Raw genomic sequence first — 17,972 nt, forward strand, 5'->3', positions numbered from 1 at the left:
GATGTCCTCGCCCGTTCCGGCGCCCGTCGCCATCGTCGGAGCGGGCAGCATCGGCGCGGCGTGGGCGATCGTGTTCGCGCGTGCCGGTCACCGGGTCGCACTGCACGACGTCGACGCCGATCGGGCCGCGACGGCGCTCTCGGAGATCGAGAGCCGGCTGGCCGAGCTCGACGGGTTCGGCCTCGTCGGGGCCGAGATCACCGCGGTGCTCGGCCTGGTCGGCGTCGCGGCCGGCCTCGACGAGGCGCTCGACGGCGCGGTGTACGTGCAGGAATGCGTGGTCGAGTCGCTCGAGGTCAAGCGGGAGCTGTTCGCCGAACTCGACCGGCGGGCCGGCCCCGACGCCGTCCTGGCCAGTTCGACCTCGATGATCCCCTGCTCGGCGTTCGCGGCCGAACTGCCCGGGCGGGCGCGGTGTCTGGTCGTACATCCCGGCAACCCGCCGTACCTGCTGCCGATCGCGGAACTCGCCCCCGCGCCGTTCACCGACCCTGAGACGATCGAGCGCGCGAGGGAGCTGCTGTCCGGGGCGGGCATGGTGCCCGTCCTGGTAGGCAAGGAGAACGAGGGGTTCGTCTTCAATCGCCTGCAGGGCGCCCTGCTGCGTGAGGCCTACTGCCTCGTACGCGACGGCGTCGCCTCACCGGCCGACATCGACCGCGTCGTCAGCTCCGGGCTGGGCCGGCGCTGGGCCGTACTCGGGCCGTTCGCGACCGCGGAGCTGAACACGCGAGGCGGTATCGAGCGCCACGCCCGGTTGCTCGGCCCCGCCTATGCGCGGATGGGCGCCGAACGAGGACAGGACGATCCGTGGACCCCCGATCTCGTCGCCCAGGTCGCGGCGAGCGTGCACGAGGGCCTGCCGAGTGAGGAGTGGGCCGAGCACGTGAGCCGGCGTGACCGCGCACTCATGCGGCTCGAACAGGCCAGACGCGCCGACCCCGACCTGTTCACCGGCTTCACCCGAGGCGACTGAGCCGGCGCCACGCGATCTCGGAGGCCGCGTCAGTCCATGTGGAGCCGCGCGAGCCGGGGAAGACGGGAACGCACCTCGGCGGGGTCGTCGAAATCCCAGTCGGCGGTGATGCGGGGATAGCGAATCGTGAAGGAGCCGGGCGGAAGCTCTTCACCGGTGGCCTTCAGGTGGGCGTCCCAGGCGATGCGCAGGATGTCCTCGTCCTCCAGGTCCTCCTGCTCGGCCGCGGCGGCCCGTACGGCGGGAAGGTCGGCCAGCGAGTCGGGGTCGGCGACGGCACGCTCGAAAGTCTCGCGTCCCTGCGCGATCAGCCAGCCGCGGAAATACTCGAACCCGTCGTCCGACGCTCCACCGTTGATCAGATAGGCGGCGGCCCACAGCTCATCGCGGTAGGAGTCGGCCAAGAGGTCCCACAAGGGCTGTGCCGCACCCACGATCTGTTCCCTGGGCAGCGCGGCCAGGCTCGCCGTCGCGTGATCGGCGACCGTCCGCGCGTCCGACCCCTGGGACGCCTTGGTTCGGGCATCCTCGATCAGATCCCAGAACTGCTGTCGATCCATGAGACGGCAGCGTGCCATGCACGGCCACCCTCGGCAATCAAGATCGCCAATTCCGACCGTCCGCCCTCGATGTCCCTGGCAGCCCCGCGCCGCCGGCGGTCAGGTCATCACCCGGATCGGGTCCCCGGCCTGATGAGCGGCGATGTCCTCGACGGCGTCGCGGTAGAAGATCTCGTACACCTCTCGGGTCACATAGCCGAGATGCGGCGTCAGCACCGCGTTGGGAAGAGCGCGCAGCGGGTGGTCGGCCGGCAGCGGCTCGGTGTCGTAGACGTCGAGCGCCGCACAACCGATCTCGCCGCTCCGCAGCGCGGCGAGCAGCGCCGTCTCGTCGACGATCGGGCCCCGGGACGTGTTCACCAGCATCGCGCCGGGCTTCATCGCGCCGAGTTCGGCCGCACCGATCAGACCGCGGGTCCGGTCGCTGAGCACGAGGTGGATCGACACCACGTCGGACCTGCTCAGCAGTTCCTCCTTGGACACCGCCGTCACGCCGTGCTCGGCCGCTCGCTCCGAGGTCAGGTTCTGGCTCCAGGCGATGGTGTCCATCCCGAACGCCTGCCCCACCGCCGCCACCCGGGACCCGAGCCGGCCGAGACCCAGCAGTCCGAGCGTCTTGCCGTGCAGGCCGGTGCCCACGGTGGTCTGCCACCCGCCCTCGGCCATCGCGGGCAACTCGGTGGCCAGGTTGCGTGCCGCCGCCAGGATCAGCGCCCAGGTGTGCTCAGCGGTCGGGTACGAGAGGTATCCGGTTCCGCAGACCATGATGTCGTGCTGCCGGGCGGCCGCCAGATCGATCGCCGCGTTGCGCCGGCCGGTGCTCACCAGGAGCTTCAGATCGACCAGCCGCGCGAGCACCTCGGCCGGGAACCGGGTGCGTTCCCGCATCGCCACCACGACCTCGGCCCCGGCGAGCCGCCGCACCAGCTCGTCGGCGTCATCGATGGGAGAGGTGAACACCTCTATCTCGGCGCCGAGCGAATCCCAGTCCGCCAAGCCGAGTGCGACGTTCTGGTAGTCATCGAGGATGGCGATCTTCATGACCGCCACGTTAGTTCACCGGTCGTGCCCGCTCGCGCCGAGTTGCGGCCGCCGAGGTGAAGCGGGCGACGTTCGCTGGATGTTCTCCGGCGCGGTACCGGAAGGCGGTCGGAGGGTCGCGTCGCGCCGTCACGCTCACGCCCGTGAAGGTAGCCATCGTCACCGAGTCCTTCCTACCTCGTATGAACGGGGTGACCAACTCGGTCTGCCGCGTCGTGGAGCATCTGGCCGGCCGGGGACACGAGGTACTGACAGTCGCCCCCGGTCCCGGCCCGGGCGACCACGCCGGTCACCCGGTGCGGTCGACCCCGGGCATCGCCCTGCCGTTCTACCGTTCGTTCGTCGTCGGGCTGCCCACGCGGCAGGTGGTGGCGGTGTTGCGCGACTTCGGACCCGACGTCGTCCACCTCGCCTCTCCGCTGCTGCTCGGCACCTCGGGCATCGCGGCCGCCCGGCGGCTCGACGTGCCGACGGTCGCGGTGTTCCAGACCGACCTGGCCGGCTTCGCCCACCGGTACGGGCTGCGCGGCGTCGATCCGGTCGTGTGGGCCTGGCTACGGCACATTCACGAGAAGGCCGACCGCACCCTGGTGCCGTCGACGCCCACGCTGGAGGAGTTGCGGCGGCGCGGCTTTCCACGGCTGAGGTTGTGGGGGCGTGGAGTGGACGATCAGCGTTTCCATCCGCGGCACCGGTCGCCGGAGGTGCGGGCCCGGCTGGCGCCGGGCGGAGAGGTGCTGGTGGGCTATGTCGGCCGGCTGGCCGCCGAGAAACGTCCGTGGCTGCTCTCCCACCTGGCGGACCTTCCCGGGGTCCGGCTCGTCGTCGTCGGGGACGGCCCGGCGGAGCGGCGGTTGCGCCGGCTGCTGCCGGAGGCGGTCTTCACCGGGTTCCGCACCGGGGACGAACTGTCGGAGCTCGTCGCCTCACTCGACGTCTTCGTCCACACCGGCGCGGATGAGACCTTCTGCCAGGCCGTCCAGGAGGGGCTGGCCGCGGGGGTACCGGTCGTGGCGCCCGCCGCGGGCGGGCCGCTCGACCTGGTGCGGCCCGGCCACAACGGCCTGCTGTATCCGCCGAACGACCCGGCCGCGCTACGGGCGGCCGTGGCGACCCTGGTGGCCGATCCGGCACTGCGACGACGGATGGGCGGCCACGCGCGCTCGTCGGTGCACGGGCGCGACTGGGGCGCCATCTGCGACGAGCTGATCGGCCACTATGACGACGTACGTCATGGCACGTCCACGAGGCGCGCGGCATGAGCGGGCAGAAGGACCCCGGGATCGACGGGCGCGAGGGTTTTCCGTTCGTGGTCTCGGTGCACGACGTCGCCCCGGCGACCTCGGCCCAGACCGCCGGCTGGCTTTCCGACCTGACGCGGCGGGACGTGCCGGCGACCCTGCTGGTGATCCCCGGGCCGTACGGCGGCGGCGCGGCCCTGCCCGAGGATCCCGACCTGGTGGCGTTCCTGCACGCGGCCGCCGGGCGAGGCCACGAGCTGGCGCTGCACGGGTTCCGGCACGAGCCCGGCGGAGACGCCCCGCCCCTGCGGCGGGCGGTCGGCCGGGTGGCGGCCAGGACGGCCACGGAGTTCTGGTCGCTGACCGAGGAGCAGGCCCGCGACCTGCTGCGTGCGGGTCTGGAGGCGCTCGCCGAGGTCGACATCGGGGTCGTGGGTTTCACCCCGCCCGGCTGGCTCGCCTCGGCCGGGACCCGCAGGGCGCTGGCCGACGTCGGCTTCCGCTACTGGACGAGTCACCTGGCGGTGCACGACCTGACCGGCGGTTCCCACCGCCGGATGCCGGTCCTGTCGCACCGGCCCAGCGGGGGCGCCGCAGAGCGGGCCGGAGCCCGGCTGATGACGACCGCGGCCCGCGGTTTCGCCAGGTTCGGCATCCCGTTCCGCATCGCGCTGCATCCCGCCGACCTCGAACGGCCCGGCCTGCGCGCGGCCACGCTCACCGCGATCGATCTGGCCCTCGCCGCCGGTGGCCGCCCGGTCACCTACGAGACGCTGATCACGACGTGAGGATCGTCCAGCTCGCGAACCTCTACAGCCCGGTGTCGGGTGGGTTGCGGACCGCCGTCGACGCGCTCGGCCGGGGATATGTGGCCGCCGGCCATGACCGGGCCCTGGTGATACCGGGCCGCTCCGGCACCTGGGACGAGACGGAGTCGGGGCTGGTCGTCACGGTGCCAGGCGCGTCGGTCGCCCCTGGCTACCGGTTCGTCCTCGATCCCCGGCCGATGCTGCGGGTGCTCGCCCGGCTGCGCCCCGACGTCATCGAGGTGTCGGACAAGGCCACGCTCGTGCTCGCCGCCCGGTGGGCCCGGCGTCGCGGGGTGCGCACTGTGCTGCTGTCCCATGAGCGGCTCGACGCGATCCTCGCTCCGCACCTGCCGAGCCGGCTGCCGCTGGAGCAGGCGACCGACCGGTGGAACCAGGCGCTGGCCGGTGTCTTCGACGCGATCGTGGTGACCTCGGAGTTCGCCGCGGCCGAGTTCCGGCGGGCCCTGGGCCGGAGGCGTTCGCGAGGCCCGGTGCCGTCGTTGCACCTGGTGCCGCTCGGCGTCGACCTCTCCACGTTCCGGCCCTCGGCCGGCCGGAACACCTCCGGCGGGCCGGGCGACGGGCTTGTACGTCTGGTGCATCTGGGCCGGCTCTCCCGGGAGAAGTCGCCCGGACTCGCGCTCGACACCGTGCGGCAACTGAGTCGTCGCGGGGTGCCCGTACGGCTCGACATGGCCGGGGACGGGCCCTTGGCGGCCGGGTTGCGCTCGGCCGCGGAGCGGGAGGGGCTGCCGGTCGACTTCCACGGGCACCTGCCCGCCCGGTCGGCGGTGGCCCGTCTGCTCGCCGGGGCCGACGTGGCCCTGGCGACCTGCCCGGCCGAGTCGTTCGGCCTGGCGGTGCTGGAGGCGCTCGCCTGCGGCACGCCCGTGGTCGCCGCGAACCGCGGCGCCGCACGTGAGCTGCTCGCTCCCGGCACCGGTCTTGCCGCGGCGCCACATGCCGGCGCCTTCGGCGATGCCGTACAGGAGGTGCTGCGCTGGCCCGACGACCAGCGCCGCCGGGCGGCCCGCACCGGTGCCGAGCGTTATCCGTGGTCGGCCACCATCGCCGGCATGCTGGACGTGCTGACCGGCACGGCGAGTGATCGGACGCGAACGGCGCTCGCCTGACCGGCGCTCGCATGACGCGCCCACGCGCAGGCGGCGTGCCGCTCATTCCGGGTCGAATGCCCGCATGCGACTGCACGCGAGGATTGAAGGGGACTGACCGACGGCTATTGCAGGTAGCCCTCGACCTGCGAGACGCTCGCCGCCTCGGCGTCGTCCGGATTCGCCCCCGCCGCCCTGAGAGCGCGCCGCCGGCGCATCAGGTCCCAGCACTGGTCGAGGGTCTCTTCGAGATGCCGGAGCCGTTCGGACTCGGAATCGGAGTCGGCCGCACCCTGCACTCGGTTCGTACGCAACTGGTGTTCCTCGGCGACGAGTGCGTCGATGCGCTCGAGGATCTGCTTCTCGTCCACGGGCCCAGACAACCATGCCGCCACCACGGGCACTACCCCGGCCTCCACCGAAGCACAGGCCATGCCCCGGCGGCCAAGATCGAGTTCTAGATCGAGATCGATATCCAGGTCAAGATCCAGTTCATCGCCGGGGAACGTAATCGCGCAGGTCACCGGCACACCTCCACCGCAACTACCATTGCTTTCCGAGCAGAGGCGCCTGCGCACGCGACCGGCACCTCGATCGCCACGGAAGTCGATCAGGCCACCCGGGATCGCGTCATCCGCGAAGTTAGAGGGAGCCGACCAGACACATGAACGACAACGGACTCGACGTGATCCGGCGATGACGGAATCCGGAGAGGCCAACGCACCGTTGTCCGGGCGGACCGCCTGGGCGCGCAGCCTCCGGACGCCGCTGCGAGAGTTCCTGCGCACCGAGACCGGCAGCGCCGCGATCCTGCTGACCGCGACGCTGGCCGCTCTGATCTGGGCGAACGTCGACTCATCATCGTATGAGAGCTTCTGGCGGACGCCGCTGTCGGTCCGGGTCGGCGACTGGGGCGTGGCGCAGGACCTGCGCCATTGGGTGAACACCGGCCTGATGACGCTCTTCTTCTTCGTCGTCGGGCTCGAAGCGCGCCGTGAGTTCGACATGGGCGAGCTGCGCGACCGACGCCGGCTCGTGCTGCCGCTCGCCGCCGGGATCGGCGGCATGCTCGTGCCCGTCGCGATCTACCTGAGCCTGAACGCCGACCGTTCCTCCGCGCACGGCTGGGGTGCGGCGATGTCGACGGACACGGCGTTCACACTGGGCATGCTGGCCCTGGTCGGGTCCCGTCTCCCGCCGCGTCTGCGGGTCTACCTGCTCACGGTCACGGTTGTCGACGATCTTGTCGCGCTCGGGGTCATCACCGTCTTCTACAGCGAGCACGTCCACCCGCCGGCCCTGGTGGTCGCGCTCGCCCTCTTCGCTCTGATCCTGCTCATCCGCGCACGAGGCGTGCGCCACGGGATCGTCTACGTGGCGCTCGGAGCGGCGGTCTGGGTGGCGCTGCTCAAGTCCGGCGTCGAACCGATCGTCGTCGGCCTGGCCATGGGCCTGCTCACCTACGCGTCCCCGGCCGCACGCGGCGACCTCGAACGCGCCAGCGATCTCTTCCGGCTCTTCCGCGAGCAGCCGACGCCCGAGCTCGCGCAGTCGGCCCGGGTCGGGCTCGCGTCGGCGGTCTCACCCAACGAGCGGCTGCAGCAGCTCTACCATCCGTGGACCAGCTACGTGATCGTGCCGCTCTTCGCACTCGCGAACGCCGGGATCCCGCTCAGCGCCGAGTTCCTGTCCCGAGCGCTCACCTCGCCGATCACGCTCGGCATCCTGTTCGCGTACGTCGCCGGCAAGCCGATAGGAATCCTCGGCGCCTCGTGGCTCGTCACCCGGCTGACCGGCGGCCGGGTGCGGCCGCCGGTCGGCTGGGCCGCCATCGCCGGCGGCGGCACGATCGCGGGCATCGGCTTCACCGTGTCGCTGCTGATCGCGACTCTCGCCTTCCACGGCCCCCAGCTCGAAGAGGCCAAGCTCGGCATCCTCACCGCGGCGCTCACGGCGTCGGTGCTGACCTGGATCGTCTTCCGGGTGACCGCCATGCTCCCGAAGCGGCTGCGGGTCCGAGCGCTGCTGGGCACCGCCGAGGACATCGTCGACCTCGCCGCGCCGGTCGACCCGGCCCGCGACCACATACGCGGGCGGAAGGACGCGCCGGTGACCGTGGTGGAGTACGCGGACTTCGAGTGCCCGTACTGCGGCCAGGCGGAGCCGGTCGTCCGTGAACTGCTCGCCGACTTCGGCGACGTGCGCTATGTCTGGCGGCACCTTCCGCTGAGCGATGTGCACCCCAACGCCCGGCTCGCCGCGATCGCGGCCGAAGCCGCAGCGGCGCAGGGAGCGTTCTGGGAGATGCACGACCTGCTGCTCGACCACCAGGGAGATCTCGGCGTACATGACCTGGTGCGCTACGCCCGCGAGGCCGGCCTCGACATCGAGCGCTTCCGCGACGACGTACGCGACGCCACCGGCGCCGCCCGCATCGAGGAGGACGTCGACTCCGCCGACCTGAGCGGTGTGACCGGCACTCCCACCTTCTTCATCAACGGGCGGCGGCACTACGGCGCCTACGACATCACGACGCTCTCGTCCGCCGTGCGGGCCGCTCATGTGCGCGCGCTCCTGAGGTCGTAGCCCGGCCGGCCGCGTCCGGTTGACGTATCGCCGGCTCGGGCTCCCGGGCTCATTCTCCGGTGGCGCCGTCGATCCGTTCGCGGAGGAGGTCGGCGTGGCCGTTGTGGCGGGCGTACTCCTCGATCATGTGGAGGTAGACCCAGCGAAGGCTCATCTCCAGCTGTTTGTGCGAGTGGAAGAAGGTCTCCTCGAGGGAGTGCCCGTCCGCCGCCGCCCGGGCCAGCTCGATCTCGCGGGTGAGGGTGTCGAGGTCCGCCTGTGCGCCTGCGGCGTCGACGTCGTCGAAGTCGCCGTCGGGGTTGGTGTCCGGGTGGAAGTAGAGGAAGTCGAGCCGTTCACCGGCGAACCTTCGCCGAAACCATGCGCGTTCCACGTCGGCCATGTGCCGTACGAGACCGAGCAGCGACAGCTTCGACGGTTCGGCGCTGCGGACGATGAGCTGCTCGGGTGTCAGCCCCGCGCATTTCAGCAGCAGGGTCTGCCGGTGGTGGTCGAGCCAGCCCTCCAGGAGGGTGCGTTCATCGCCGATCGGCGGTGCGTCGACGCGGGTGACCTGCGGAGCGATCCAGTTCATCGCCCCATAGTGCCCGCTTTGCCGTGTCCGGTGGATGTCACATATCCGGCGCTCTCGGGGTCTTAACGGTAGGGCGCCTCGTCCGGGGCGCGGCTGAGCCGGGGGAGAGCGACGTTGAGGCTTCAGAGACCACGGATGAGTTTTCAGCGGCCGAGCACGGCGACCGCCTTGTCAGAGCGGTGGTCGCGGTCGGCGCGGGCGGATCATTGGTCGTTCATGTTCGGGGAGATCGCGGTGTACGCGTTCGTGGTGGTGATCGCCACGGGCGCGTTCCTGACCGTGTTCTTCGACCCGGACATGGCGCAGGTCACCTACGACGGTTCGTACGTACCGCTGCGCGGCGTTCCGGTCAGCAGGGCGTACGAGTCCGCGCTCGAGATCAGCTTCGACGTGCGCGGCGGGCTGCTGGTGCGGCAGATCCACCACTGGGCCGCGCTGATCTTCATCGCCGCGGTCTGCGTCCAGCTCATGCGGATGTTCTTCACCGGCGCGTTCCGCCGGCCGCGCGGGGCGAACTGGCTGGTCTGGGTGACCCTGCTCATGCTGGGCATGGCGGCCGGCCTGACCGGCACGATCCTGCCGGACGACATGCTGTCGGGCGGAAGCCTCGGGCTGATCCAGGGGGTGACCCAGTCGATCCCGGTGATCGGCACCCGGCTGACGTTCTGGCTGTTCGGCGGGGACTTCCCCGGCGATAACATCATTCCCCGGCTCTACTGGCTGCACGTGCTGCTGCTGCCCGCGGGCATGGCCGGCCTGTTGGCCCTGCGCCGCCGGCTGGTGCGGCGGCACGGCCACTCCCGCTTCGCCGGGAAGGCCGATTCCGGTCGGCCCGGCCGGTTCCGGGCCGGGGCGGTCCCGGGTCGGGCGGCGGCGATGGGCCCGGCGGTGGCGCTGTTCTTCGCCACCTGTGGGGTGCTCGCTCTGCTGGGTACGGTCGCGCAGGTCAACCCGATCTGGCAGTACGGGCCGTACCGGCCAGGGGCGATCAGCGCCGGAGCGGTGCCCGGTTGGTACATGGGCTTCCTGGACGGCGCGGTGCGGATCATGCCGAACTGGGAGTTCGGCGTGGCCGGTCATCCGCTGACCCTGGCGGTGCTGGTGCCCGCGCTACTCGTTCCCGGTGCCTTCTTCACCGTGCTGGCCGGCTACCCGGCGCTCGAACGCAGGTTCACCGGCGACCGGGGTCTCCATCATGTGCTGGACCGTCCTCGCGACGCGGCCACCCGTACGGGGGTCGGCGTGGCCGGGATGACCTTCTACGGGCTGTTGTGGGCCGCGGCCGCGAACGACCAGATCGCCTACCACTTCGAGCTGTCGCTCTACGCCGTCACCTGGTTCTTCCGGATCGCCGTGTTCGCCGGACCTGTGCTGGCGTACGGCCTGACCCGGCGGATCTGCCTCGGCCTCACGTACCGGGAAGAGGAGGCGAAGCGGCACGGGCGCGAGACCGGGCGGATCGTGATGAGCCCGGACGGCGGCTTCACCGAGATCACCGAACCGGTGGCCGCCGTCGCCGCGATATCGGCCCGGCCGACGGCGGCCACCGGTTCGGACGCCGTCTGATCGGGCCGGGTGGACATGTGCCGTGTGGAGGTGCCAACGGATGGGCCGAGCCGGCTGTGCCGAGCGGACCGGGCGAGGTGGCCCGAAGGTCCGCTCGGCGAGTCCTCTGGTCAGCGGCGCTGGACCTCGAACATCCAGTGCTGCTTCTCCAGATCGTCGGTCGCGCTGATCAGCAGGTCCTGGGTGACCAGATCGGAGTCGTCGGTCACCTCGATGCGGGTGCGGAACCGCTGGATCATTTCGGCCAGGATGTCGGTGATCGCGGCGACGACCTTGTCGTCCTGCAGGTAGCCGCTGTCGAGCTGGTGCAGCTTGGACCTGTCCGCCACCGTGTGCGCCCGGCCGTCCGGGTTGACGCCGATCGCCACCGCACGCTCGGCCATTACGTCGGCGTGGGCCCGCGCCAGATCGACGACCTCGTCGAGCTGCAGGTGGATCGAGCGGAAGTTCGGGCCGGTCAGGTTCCAGTGAGCCTGCTTGGAGACGAGGCCCAGGTCGATGAGATCGATCAGCGCATCCTGCAAGACGGCACCGGTCGTCTTACGCGCGTCCTCGGCGAGCGGGCTCTTCACCTTGTGCATCGCGAGACCTCCTTAACTGGGCTTTCACCCATTGCATCACTCAGGTGTTCTGCGCTCTTCGCCGCATCCGGCGTGACCTGCCCGAACGCGGCCGTGTCACTCACTGCGCGACTCCTCCTCCCGCGAAGCTTCCCTCCCGTCCTTCCCTCGCGATTCGGACATTAACGACGCTATCGCCTAGATTTGACTGAGTCAAATCTAGGCTGGTGCGGGTAAATTGACTGTGTCAACTCTGTACGCGTGCGCGAACGCTGAGGAACGGGATCTCGGTTTGGACCACTTCGCTGATCTGCTCAAACGCAAGGGACTGCGCAACACGGCCCAACGGCGCGCGGTCCTGGCCGCTTTGCAGGAAGCTCCGCATGCGACCGCGCCCGATCTGGAGAACAAGATCGGTATCGGTAGGGCCGCCTCCGTCGCCGCGGCGGGGCTGTCGCGACAGGGCCTCTACAACGTGCTCGAAGACCTGACCCGGGCCGGCCTGGTCCGGTGCATCGAACCCGCGGGATCCTCCTCCCGCTACGAGTTGCGGGTTGGGGACAACCACCACCACGTCGTGTGCAGAGCATGCGGCCGGGTCGAGGACGTCGACTGCGCCCGGGATGTCGTGCCGTGCCTCGACCCGCTCGACGACAAGGGTTATGTGATCGACGAGGCCGAGATCACGTGGTGGGGAACCTGCGGTGCCTGCAATACGCGGGATCCGGGTTCACCGGGCTGACGCCCACCCGGACTTCCCGCGCCAGTTCGCCCGCAGCCGGCGTTTCTCGCTGGGCGTGCCAGGAGATTCACCGTCTCGGCCGACGGCCGGCGCTGACGGTCGAATGTGGTGCCCTCACGATCCGGGCACGTGTTCCGGGTGGGTCCGCAGCGCGTTGAAGGCGGCTCCGGGGTCGTCGGCGAAGAGGCGGATCGTACGGGCCTCGAAGCGGCGGCCGAGGGGGCGGACGGCGGTGATCGGTTCGGTCAGCTCGATGACCAGGTTGGTCTGGGAGGCCACCGCCACGACCAGCCGGCCGTCCTCCGCCTTGACCATGCCGTTCTCGTTGAAGTTGCGGATGTGCCGTATCTCGGCGATCCGCACGCGCGGGACCCGTAGGTCGAAGAACGCGCCGTAGCGGATGCGCACCTCGTCGGCGGTGACGACGTGCGGCCGGGTTATGCAGCCCGCGATGGCCGCGAGCACGATCAGAACCGTGTAGCCGTCGATGACCAGGAACACCGCGCGCAGGCCGACCGGCGCGCCGAACGCCCGCAGCAGGATCTCGACGCCGACCAGCTCCACGACCATCGCGAACAGGAACACCAGCATCGTGGACGTCTGCGCGCGGGAGTAGGAGACGGGGGTCGCGCCCGGCGGCACCCCGTGGCGGCGCCGCGCGATCCACAGGGCGAGACTGACCATGCCCTTCAGGTCGAACCCCATGATGCGCCGTACCGGCTCGGGCACCAGCCGGGCATAGGCCGCCGGCCACGTACGGGCGATTCCTGTCATCACACCTGCTCCTTCAGCATGATCAGCAGCAGCCGGAACACCTCGGCCTGCGCGACGGACATTTCCTGCGATATCGCTTCCAGCCAGTGGCCGGTCTCGGTGTCGTCAAGGCTCGTGACCATCACCGACGCCATCTCGGCGGGAATGTGGGCGGCCAGGTCCGCGGCGACCGCGGCGATGCGGGGATCGCCGGCACCGGCATCGGCGAGTTCGTCCAGCCGCGCGTAGAGGGCGTGCCCACGTGCGACCGCCCGGGCTCGGTGAGCAGCCCGAGGTGGTGGTAGTGCCGCACGGTTCGGGTGGTCACCCCGACCAACGCGGCGAGTTCGCCGATCCGCATGCCTTCATTAGAAACGTTGACGCTACGAGAAGGTCAAACGCCACCATCGTCCGGGAGCCCCCCGGTGCGGCCGGGCTACTCAGGGGCAGTTTGAGTAGCGCTGGGTCGACAGGTGACGCGAGGCGTGACCAGATTCGCGGGTCGGCGTGACAACGCGCGAGTGGGTTGTGTGTCTCTCTAACATGACCGAACTGTCTCTCGATGGGCGTGCGGAGCCGATGGCCGAACCCGCCGACGATCCGGCGTCGTCGTTCGACGAGTTGTTCCACGCGCACTACCAGCAGCTGGTACGGCTGGCGGGGCTGCTCGGCGCCGACGACCCGGAGGACGTCGCGCAAGAGGCTTTCGCCCGGTTCTACCGAAAACGGAGCCGGTTGCACGATGGGAACGCTGCGTTCGACTATCTCCGCTCGACCGTCTTCAACCTGACCCGCAACCGCCTCCGCCACCTGCGGATCACCCGGCGCCGGGCGGCGGCGGCGCCCGTGGACGCCACACCCGCCGAACAGCTCGCGATCATGCGCGAAGACCATCGCGAGCTGCTGGACGCCCTGGACCGATTGCCCCGCAAACAGCGGGAGACCCTCGTGCTCCGCTACTGGCTCGACCTGTCCGAGCAGGAGATCGCTCAGCTGATGGGCATCTCCGCCGGCACGGTCAAGTCGCACGCCCACAGAGACATCAAGGCCCTGAAGACGACGCTCGGAGAGCAGGCATGAACACTGTAGAAGAACAATTGCGCGAGGCCTTGCAGAGCCGGGCCACGACGTTCACATCAGACCCTGCCGCGATCGCCCTCGTACGGCGTCGCATCCGGCGCGACCGCCGGCGCCTCGGGATCGGCGTCCTCGTGCCGGTCGCCGCGGCCGCCGCCGCGGTCGTACCCGCCGTGACACTGATCCAGGGCGCCCCCGAATCCGGCGGAGGAGTCATGGCCGGCACCCGGAGCACCGAGAAGCCCAACCCGATGCACAGCGAGATGCCGATCAAGCCCGAGGAGTACCTCCAAGCCTTCCGTCCGACCAGCGAGGTGGGCATTCTCAAGCCGGCGGACGGAGGCTACGGCGTGAACCAGCGTGTGTGGTTCTCCACGATGCACAACAAGCCCGCGTTCTGCATTCAGGAGCTGGATTCCTCCGGAGCCGTCAGGAGCGGCGGCTGCAACAACTTCCGAGGGCCGAACAAGACGTCGATGATGGTTGGGATCAGAACGATCGATGGCGGAAAGCCGATCATGTTGACCTTCGGCTACACCGACAACAGGGTCGTCTCGGTCACGGCCGAACTCGCCGGCGGAAGCCAGCTTCCGGGTTCGCTGTTGCGCGGCAGGGGCTTCCCCCGCCAGGCCTGGCAGGTCGGCACGCCCAGGAAAGAGGTCCTCAAGAGCATCGTCTTCAGAGACCGACAGGGGACCGTACTGAATCGGATTCGACCGCCCGAGTCCTTCGATCCGCGCGGGTGACAGACCTACCGGTGTCAACGGCACGTCGGGGCGATGCCGTGCGGACCTCCGCTCAGCGGACCTCCACTCAGCGGGGTTTCGCGCAGCCGCGCGCGGACGGCCCGCGCCTGCTCGGCGCCGACGGAGTCGAACAGGTCGAGCGCCTGCTTCCATGCGGCCTGCGCGGCGGCGGTGTCTCCGCACACCTGGTGTACGTCGCCGACGGCGAGCAGAGACCGCGCCTGCAGCACCGGCGCCTCGGCCTGCTCGCCCGCGCGGCGAGCGTGGCCGAGGCAGCCGAGGGCCGCCCCGTGATCGCCCTGCGTGTACCGCAGCCGGCCGAGAGACAGCAGCACCTTGGCGCGTACGGCGCTCGCGCCGCCCACCTCGCCGATCAGGGACAGGGCGTCGGTCAAGAGCCCCTCCGCTTCTTGGTGCCGCCCCTGCTCGAGCCGTAGGTCGCCGAGTCCCTGCAGGGCGTGGATCTCGCCCTTCAGGTCCTCGAACTCCCGTACCAGCGTCAGGGTCTCGACGAACGCCCTCTCCGCGTCGCCGGTGCGGCCCTGCGCCAACCGGCACTCGCCGAGTGCGTGCAGCGCCTGTACGCCGCCGCGGCCGTAGCGCGCCTCACCCGCCTCGGCCACCGCGCGCTCCAGGGCGCCTTCGGCGAGGTCGGGCCGGCCGAGCTGCAGCTGGATCTGCCCGATGCCGCGCAGGGCCCCGGCCGCGGCGCCATGGTCGCCGACCGCCACGATGGTGGGCAGCGCCCGGTTGAAGTCGCGCAGGGCGCGTTCGTACCGTCCGCGTAGCCACTCCAGGTGCGCGAGCGTCCGCAGGCTGATGGCGTGGCCGTGCGCATCGCCCACCTCCGCGAAGCCGCGGACGGCGGACTCGATCGACGCTTCGGCCGCCTGGTGAAGGCCCTGGGCCAGTTCCAGCCAGCCGATCGACTCCCGTACCGCCGCCTCTCCACGCCGGTTGCCGGCCCTGCGGGTCGCGGTGAGGGCGTGTTCGTGCGTGTAGGCCCACTCGTCATAGTGGCTGCGGACCGCGAAGAGGGTCCCGGCCGTGACGGCCAGGTCCCAGCACACCTCGTCGTGGCCCGCCTGCGCCGCCTGACGTACGACGGCCGAGATGGCGACCCGCTCGGTCTCGTACCACCCGACCGGATGAGCGTCGACCCGCTCGGCGAGCGTCCGGTCGAGCCCGTGCCGGGGCACGGCGCCGTGCACGATGGTGAAGTCGCCGCCCTGTACGGCCGCGTGCGCGCGCTCGGTGATCGCCAGCCAGGCGGCGAAGGCCCGTCCGAGCGTGGTCTCGCGGCCGGCGGCCGACTCTTCGGCCTCTGCCCGCTCGCGCGCGAAGAGGCGGACCAGATCATGGAAGCGGTAGCGGACCTCGCCGAAGGCGTCGGGGCTGACGGCGTCGAGGAGCCGTGCGTCGACCAGCCGCTCCAACGCCGTCTCGGCCTCGGCGGGAGTCGCGTCGACGAGCGCCGCGCCCGCCCAGCCGGCGAAGTCGGGCAAGTCGAGCAGGCCGGCGCGGCGGAACATCGTCTTGGCGGCGTCGTCCAGACCGGCGTAGCTCAGCGCGAGCCCGGCGCGTACCTCCAGGCCGCCGTACGCGAGCTCGTCCAGGCGGTCGCGTTCGTTGCGCAGCCGCGTCACCATGCGCGCCACGGGCCAGTGCGGCTTGGCCGCGAGCCTGGCCGCCGCGATGCGCACGGCCAGCGGCAGCCCGCCGCACATGCGGACGAGGTCGCCGGCCGCCGTGCCGGCGGCCGCCACGCGTTCGGCGCCCAGCACCTGCCGCAGCAGCGCGACGGCCTGGTCCGGCGTCAGCACGTCGAGTTCCATCGGGCGGACGCCGTCGAGCCCGCCGAGCCGTGCGCGGCTCGTCACGATCACCGCGCAGCCGGCGCTGCCGGGGAGCAGCGGCCGTACCTGCGACTCGTCGGCCGCGTTATCGAGCACAATGAGGAACCGCCGGCCGCTCACGATGCTCCGGTACGTCTCGGCGCGCTGTTCGAGGTCCGCGGGGATTCGCCCCCCGTCGACGCCGAGGTTGCGCAGGAAGCGCGCGAGCACCGGCGCGGGATCGACGGGGTCGGTACCGGCGAGGCGGAGGTCGACGTACAGCTGGCCGTCGGGGAACGCGGCGGCCAGCCGATGGGCGGCGTGCACGGCAAGGGCGGTCTTGCCCACCCCGGCCCGCCCTGTGATGGCCGCGATGGGCACCGCGGCCCGCGGGCCGGATCGCAGGCGCTGGAGCAGCGTCCGGAGTTCCTCGTCACGGCCGACGAAGTCGCTCGTGTCGGGCGGCAGCTGGCGCGGGGTGACCGGTGCGAACGGCCAGTACGACGCCCCCGCCGCGCCCGTCGCGGGCGCCCCGGCACCGGGCCTCCCGGCACCGGGCCTCCCGGCACCGGGCCTCCCGATACCCGACGCTCCGGCATCCGACGGTGTGGCACTGGACGGCGCGGTCTCGGACGGCGTGGCATCGGACGGCGCGGTGCCTGACGCGGTGCCGGATGGCGTGGTGCCGAACGGCACGGCCGCATTGAGAGCCGCGTCCGGCAGCACGAGATCGCCGCGCAGGATCGAGGACTCGAGCCGCCGTAGATTCTCGCCCGGGTCCAGTCCCAACTCGTCGGCGAGCCGGTCACGGGCCAGCCGGTAGGCGGCCAGCGCCTCGGCGGTGCGCCCCGACTCGTGCAGTGCGACCATCAACTGCGACCAGAACCGCTCCCGCAGTGGATGCTGAGCGGTCAGCTCGCGGAGCTCCCCGACGACGTCGCGTGACCGGCCGAGCCGCAACTCGGCGTCGACGCGGCGCTCCTGCGCACTCAGCCGCTCCTCGGCGAGCCGCGGCACCTCCTCGCGATGCAGTGTCTCGGAGGGCACGTCGGCCAGCGCCGGTCCGCGCCACAGTTCCAGCGCGCCCCGCAGACACGCCGCCTCACCCGCCACGTCGCCGCGCTCGGCCCATAGGTCCGCCTCGGCGGTCAGTTCCCGGAACCGCAGCAGGTCGAGCCGTACGGCCGACGCGTCGAGCAGGTAACCGCCGGGCACGCTGTGGATGAGCCGCTTCCCCTCGGAGCCGAGCGACTGCCGGAGCCGTCTGGCGTACGAATACAGCGTCGCACGTGCGGTCGCCGGAGGTTCCTCGCCCCACACGCAGTCCATCAGCCGCTCGTACGGCACCGGCCGACCGGCCCGCAACGCGAGCGCGGCCAGCAGTGCCCGCTGCTTGTCGGCTCCCATCCGTACGGCCTGTCCGCCGACCGTCACCAGCAGCGGTCCCAGTACGCCACAGTGCACGTCGGAACCCATCGCCCTCCCCCCGTCGCGCTTCCCGGCGGCGTCCCATCAGCTCAGGTCAGCGTCGAAACCGCTCATCATTGAAAACCCACTCAAGGCTTTGATTTCCACTCATTTCCTCTGGGCCCAGCCATATTGTTGTACCTCCGGTCGCTCACCCTCTACGTCGTGCCGGCCGTCCGGTGGCCAGGCCCGCATGCCCGGCTCGCCGTCGGCAATCTCGACGTTAAGGGCCTCCCGGATTGTCCGAAAGCGCCGGTGAGCAATACCGAACAATTCAAATGGCCAGGTCACGGCCGGTGATCACAGGTCAGAGCCCACGGTCGGCAT

General features: G+C 70.9%; 18 protein-coding genes. 9 read left to right on the forward strand and 9 right to left on the reverse strand.

Annotation, left to right across the window (positions count from 1 at the left end; all coding sequences use genetic code 11):
* Window position 1 precedes the first annotated feature (1 nt).
* On the forward strand, window positions 2–976 hold the full coding sequence (locus HKK72_RS08260) for a 3-hydroxyacyl-CoA dehydrogenase (protein ID WP_187233668.1): 975 nt from the start codon (window positions 2–4) through the stop codon (window positions 974–976).
* A 29-nt stretch (window positions 977–1,005) separates the two neighbouring features.
* Here the strand turns inward: HKK72_RS08260 and HKK72_RS08265 are convergent, their stop codons facing one another.
* Both HKK72_RS08265 and HKK72_RS08270 read right to left on the reverse strand, forming a co-directional pair.
* Window positions 1,006–1,536 (reverse strand): DUF4240 domain-containing protein, encoded by a 531-nt coding sequence (locus tag HKK72_RS08265; RefSeq protein WP_187233669.1) that lies wholly within the window; start codon window positions 1,534–1,536, stop codon window positions 1,006–1,008.
* A 99-nt stretch (window positions 1,537–1,635) separates the two neighbouring features.
* Window positions 1,636–2,577, reverse strand: coding sequence for a D-2-hydroxyacid dehydrogenase family protein (locus tag HKK72_RS08270; RefSeq protein WP_187233670.1), 942 nt, complete (start codon window positions 2,575–2,577; stop codon window positions 1,636–1,638).
* A 143-nt stretch (window positions 2,578–2,720) separates the two neighbouring features.
* On the opposite strand from HKK72_RS08270, the gene HKK72_RS08275 reads away from it, so the two are divergent.
* From HKK72_RS08275 to HKK72_RS08285, 3 genes are read left to right on the forward strand one after another with little or no spacing between them, the layout of a single operon-like run.
* Window positions 2,721–3,839: a glycosyltransferase family 1 protein gene (locus HKK72_RS08275; RefSeq protein ID WP_315987145.1), complete on the forward strand. Its 1,119-nt coding sequence runs from the start codon at window positions 2,721–2,723 to the stop codon at window positions 3,837–3,839.
* Complete coding sequence (locus HKK72_RS08280; protein WP_187233671.1) at window positions 3,836–4,606, forward strand: DUF2334 domain-containing protein; 771 nt, start codon at window positions 3,836–3,838, stop codon at window positions 4,604–4,606. The genes HKK72_RS08275 and HKK72_RS08280 overlap by 4 nt, the downstream gene beginning before the upstream one ends.
* Window positions 4,603–5,760, forward strand: coding sequence for a glycosyltransferase (locus HKK72_RS08285; protein ID WP_187233672.1), 1,158 nt, complete (start codon window positions 4,603–4,605; stop codon window positions 5,758–5,760). The genes HKK72_RS08280 and HKK72_RS08285 overlap by 4 nt, the downstream gene beginning before the upstream one ends.
* Before the next feature lie 104 nt (window positions 5,761–5,864).
* Here HKK72_RS08285 and HKK72_RS08290 read toward each other — a convergent pair whose 3' ends face one another.
* Complete coding sequence (locus HKK72_RS08290; protein ID WP_315987146.1) at window positions 5,865–6,263, reverse strand: DUF2630 family protein; 399 nt, start codon at window positions 6,261–6,263, stop codon at window positions 5,865–5,867.
* A 172-nt stretch (window positions 6,264–6,435) separates the two neighbouring features.
* On the opposite strand from HKK72_RS08290, the gene nhaA reads away from it, so the two are divergent.
* Complete coding sequence (nhaA, locus tag HKK72_RS08295) at window positions 6,436–8,325, forward strand: Na+/H+ antiporter NhaA (protein WP_187233673.1); 1,890 nt, start codon at window positions 6,436–6,438, stop codon at window positions 8,323–8,325.
* Window positions 8,326–8,374: 49 nt separating this feature from the next.
* On the opposite strand, the gene HKK72_RS08300 is transcribed toward nhaA, so the two are convergent.
* Complete coding sequence (locus HKK72_RS08300; protein WP_187233674.1) at window positions 8,375–8,899, reverse strand: DinB family protein; 525 nt, start codon at window positions 8,897–8,899, stop codon at window positions 8,375–8,377.
* 216 nt (window positions 8,900–9,115) lie between these two features.
* Here HKK72_RS08300 and HKK72_RS08305 point away from each other — a divergent pair, with 216 nt between their 5' ends.
* Window positions 9,116–10,465 carry a cytochrome b gene (locus HKK72_RS08305; RefSeq protein WP_187233675.1) on the forward strand — a complete coding sequence of 450 codons (1,350 nt, stop codon included), beginning with the start codon at window positions 9,116–9,118 and terminating at the stop codon, window positions 10,463–10,465.
* Window positions 10,466–10,575: 110 nt separating this feature from the next.
* Here the strand turns inward: HKK72_RS08305 and HKK72_RS08310 are convergent, their stop codons facing one another.
* Complete coding sequence (locus HKK72_RS08310) at window positions 10,576–11,046, reverse strand: Dps family protein (RefSeq protein WP_187233676.1); 471 nt, start codon at window positions 11,044–11,046, stop codon at window positions 10,576–10,578.
* 271 nt (window positions 11,047–11,317) lie between these two features.
* Here HKK72_RS08310 and HKK72_RS08315 point away from each other — a divergent pair, with 271 nt between their 5' ends.
* The gene (locus tag HKK72_RS08315; protein WP_187233677.1) at window positions 11,318–11,767 is read left to right on the forward strand and encodes a Fur family transcriptional regulator; all 450 of its coding nucleotides are present in this window, start codon (window positions 11,318–11,320) and stop codon (window positions 11,765–11,767) included.
* A 114-nt stretch (window positions 11,768–11,881) separates the two neighbouring features.
* Here HKK72_RS08315 and HKK72_RS08320 read toward each other — a convergent pair whose 3' ends face one another.
* The 3 genes from HKK72_RS08320 to HKK72_RS42035 are packed head-to-tail and all read right to left on the reverse strand — an operon-like array spanning window position 11,882 to window position 12,881.
* Window positions 11,882–12,541 carry a hypothetical protein gene (locus HKK72_RS08320; RefSeq protein WP_187233678.1) on the reverse strand — a complete coding sequence of 220 codons (660 nt, stop codon included), beginning with the start codon at window positions 12,539–12,541 and terminating at the stop codon, window positions 11,882–11,884.
* Window positions 12,541–12,663 carry a hypothetical protein gene (locus tag HKK72_RS40725; protein WP_261986640.1) on the reverse strand — a complete coding sequence of 41 codons (123 nt, stop codon included), beginning with the start codon at window positions 12,661–12,663 and terminating at the stop codon, window positions 12,541–12,543. Before HKK72_RS40725 ends, HKK72_RS08320 begins: the two co-directional genes overlap by 1 nt.
* The gene (locus HKK72_RS42035) at window positions 12,663–12,881 is read right to left on the reverse strand and encodes a MerR family transcriptional regulator (RefSeq protein WP_222720482.1); all 219 of its coding nucleotides are present in this window, start codon (window positions 12,879–12,881) and stop codon (window positions 12,663–12,665) included. The genes HKK72_RS40725 and HKK72_RS42035 overlap by 1 nt, the downstream gene beginning before the upstream one ends.
* Window positions 12,882–13,063: 182 nt before the next feature.
* Here HKK72_RS42035 and HKK72_RS08330 point away from each other — a divergent pair, with 182 nt between their 5' ends.
* The gene (locus tag HKK72_RS08330; protein WP_261986641.1) at window positions 13,064–13,600 is read left to right on the forward strand and encodes a SigE family RNA polymerase sigma factor; all 537 of its coding nucleotides are present in this window, start codon (window positions 13,064–13,066) and stop codon (window positions 13,598–13,600) included.
* Window positions 13,597–14,343 carry a hypothetical protein gene (locus tag HKK72_RS08335; RefSeq protein ID WP_187233679.1) on the forward strand — a complete coding sequence of 249 codons (747 nt, stop codon included), beginning with the start codon at window positions 13,597–13,599 and terminating at the stop codon, window positions 14,341–14,343. The genes HKK72_RS08330 and HKK72_RS08335 overlap by 4 nt, the downstream gene beginning before the upstream one ends.
* Window positions 14,344–14,357: 14 nt before the next feature.
* Here the strand turns inward: HKK72_RS08335 and HKK72_RS08340 are convergent, their stop codons facing one another.
* Window positions 14,358–17,654: an AfsR/SARP family transcriptional regulator gene (locus HKK72_RS08340; RefSeq protein WP_187233680.1), complete on the reverse strand. Its 3,297-nt coding sequence runs from the start codon at window positions 17,652–17,654 to the stop codon at window positions 14,358–14,360.
* Window positions 17,655–17,972 lie beyond the last annotated feature (318 nt).

The organism is Actinomadura sp. HBU206391, assembly GCF_014323665.1.
Classification (GTDB): Bacteria; Actinomycetota; Actinomycetes; order Streptosporangiales; family Streptosporangiaceae; genus Actinomadura_C.

Coding starts and splice junctions, on each gene's coding strand:
- HKK72_RS08260 (WP_187233668.1), top strand. CDS start 2: ATGTCCTCGCCCGTTCCGGCGCCCGTCGCCATCGTCGGAGCGGGCAGC.
- HKK72_RS08330 (WP_261986641.1), top strand. CDS start 13,064: ATGACCGAACTGTCTCTCGATGGGCGTGCGGAGCCGATGGCCGAACCC.
- nhaA (WP_187233673.1), top strand. CDS start 6,436: ATGACGGAATCCGGAGAGGCCAACGCACCGTTGTCCGGGCGGACCGCC.
- HKK72_RS08300 (WP_187233674.1), bottom strand. CDS start 8,899: ATGAACTGGATCGCTCCGCAGGTCACCCGCGTCGACGCACCGCCGATC.
- HKK72_RS08310 (WP_187233676.1), bottom strand. CDS start 11,046: ATGCACAAGGTGAAGAGCCCGCTCGCCGAGGACGCGCGTAAGACGACC.
- HKK72_RS40725 (WP_261986640.1), bottom strand. CDS start 12,663: ATGGTCACGAGCCTTGACGACACCGAGACCGGCCACTGGCTGGAAGCG.
- HKK72_RS42035 (WP_222720482.1), bottom strand. CDS start 12,881: ATGCGGATCGGCGAACTCGCCGCGTTGGTCGGGGTGACCACCCGAACC.
- HKK72_RS08335 (WP_187233679.1), top strand. CDS start 13,597: ATGAACACTGTAGAAGAACAATTGCGCGAGGCCTTGCAGAGCCGGGCC.
- HKK72_RS08280 (WP_187233671.1), top strand. CDS start 3,836: ATGAGCGGGCAGAAGGACCCCGGGATCGACGGGCGCGAGGGTTTTCCG.
- HKK72_RS08270 (WP_187233670.1), bottom strand. CDS start 2,577: ATGAAGATCGCCATCCTCGATGACTACCAGAACGTCGCACTCGGCTTG.
- HKK72_RS08320 (WP_187233678.1), bottom strand. CDS start 12,541: ATGACAGGAATCGCCCGTACGTGGCCGGCGGCCTATGCCCGGCTGGTG.
- HKK72_RS08340 (WP_187233680.1), bottom strand. CDS start 17,654: ATGGGTTCCGACGTGCACTGTGGCGTACTGGGACCGCTGCTGGTGACG.
- HKK72_RS08265 (WP_187233669.1), bottom strand. CDS start 1,536: ATGGATCGACAGCAGTTCTGGGATCTGATCGAGGATGCCCGAACCAAG.
- HKK72_RS08305 (WP_187233675.1), top strand. CDS start 9,116: ATGTTCGGGGAGATCGCGGTGTACGCGTTCGTGGTGGTGATCGCCACG.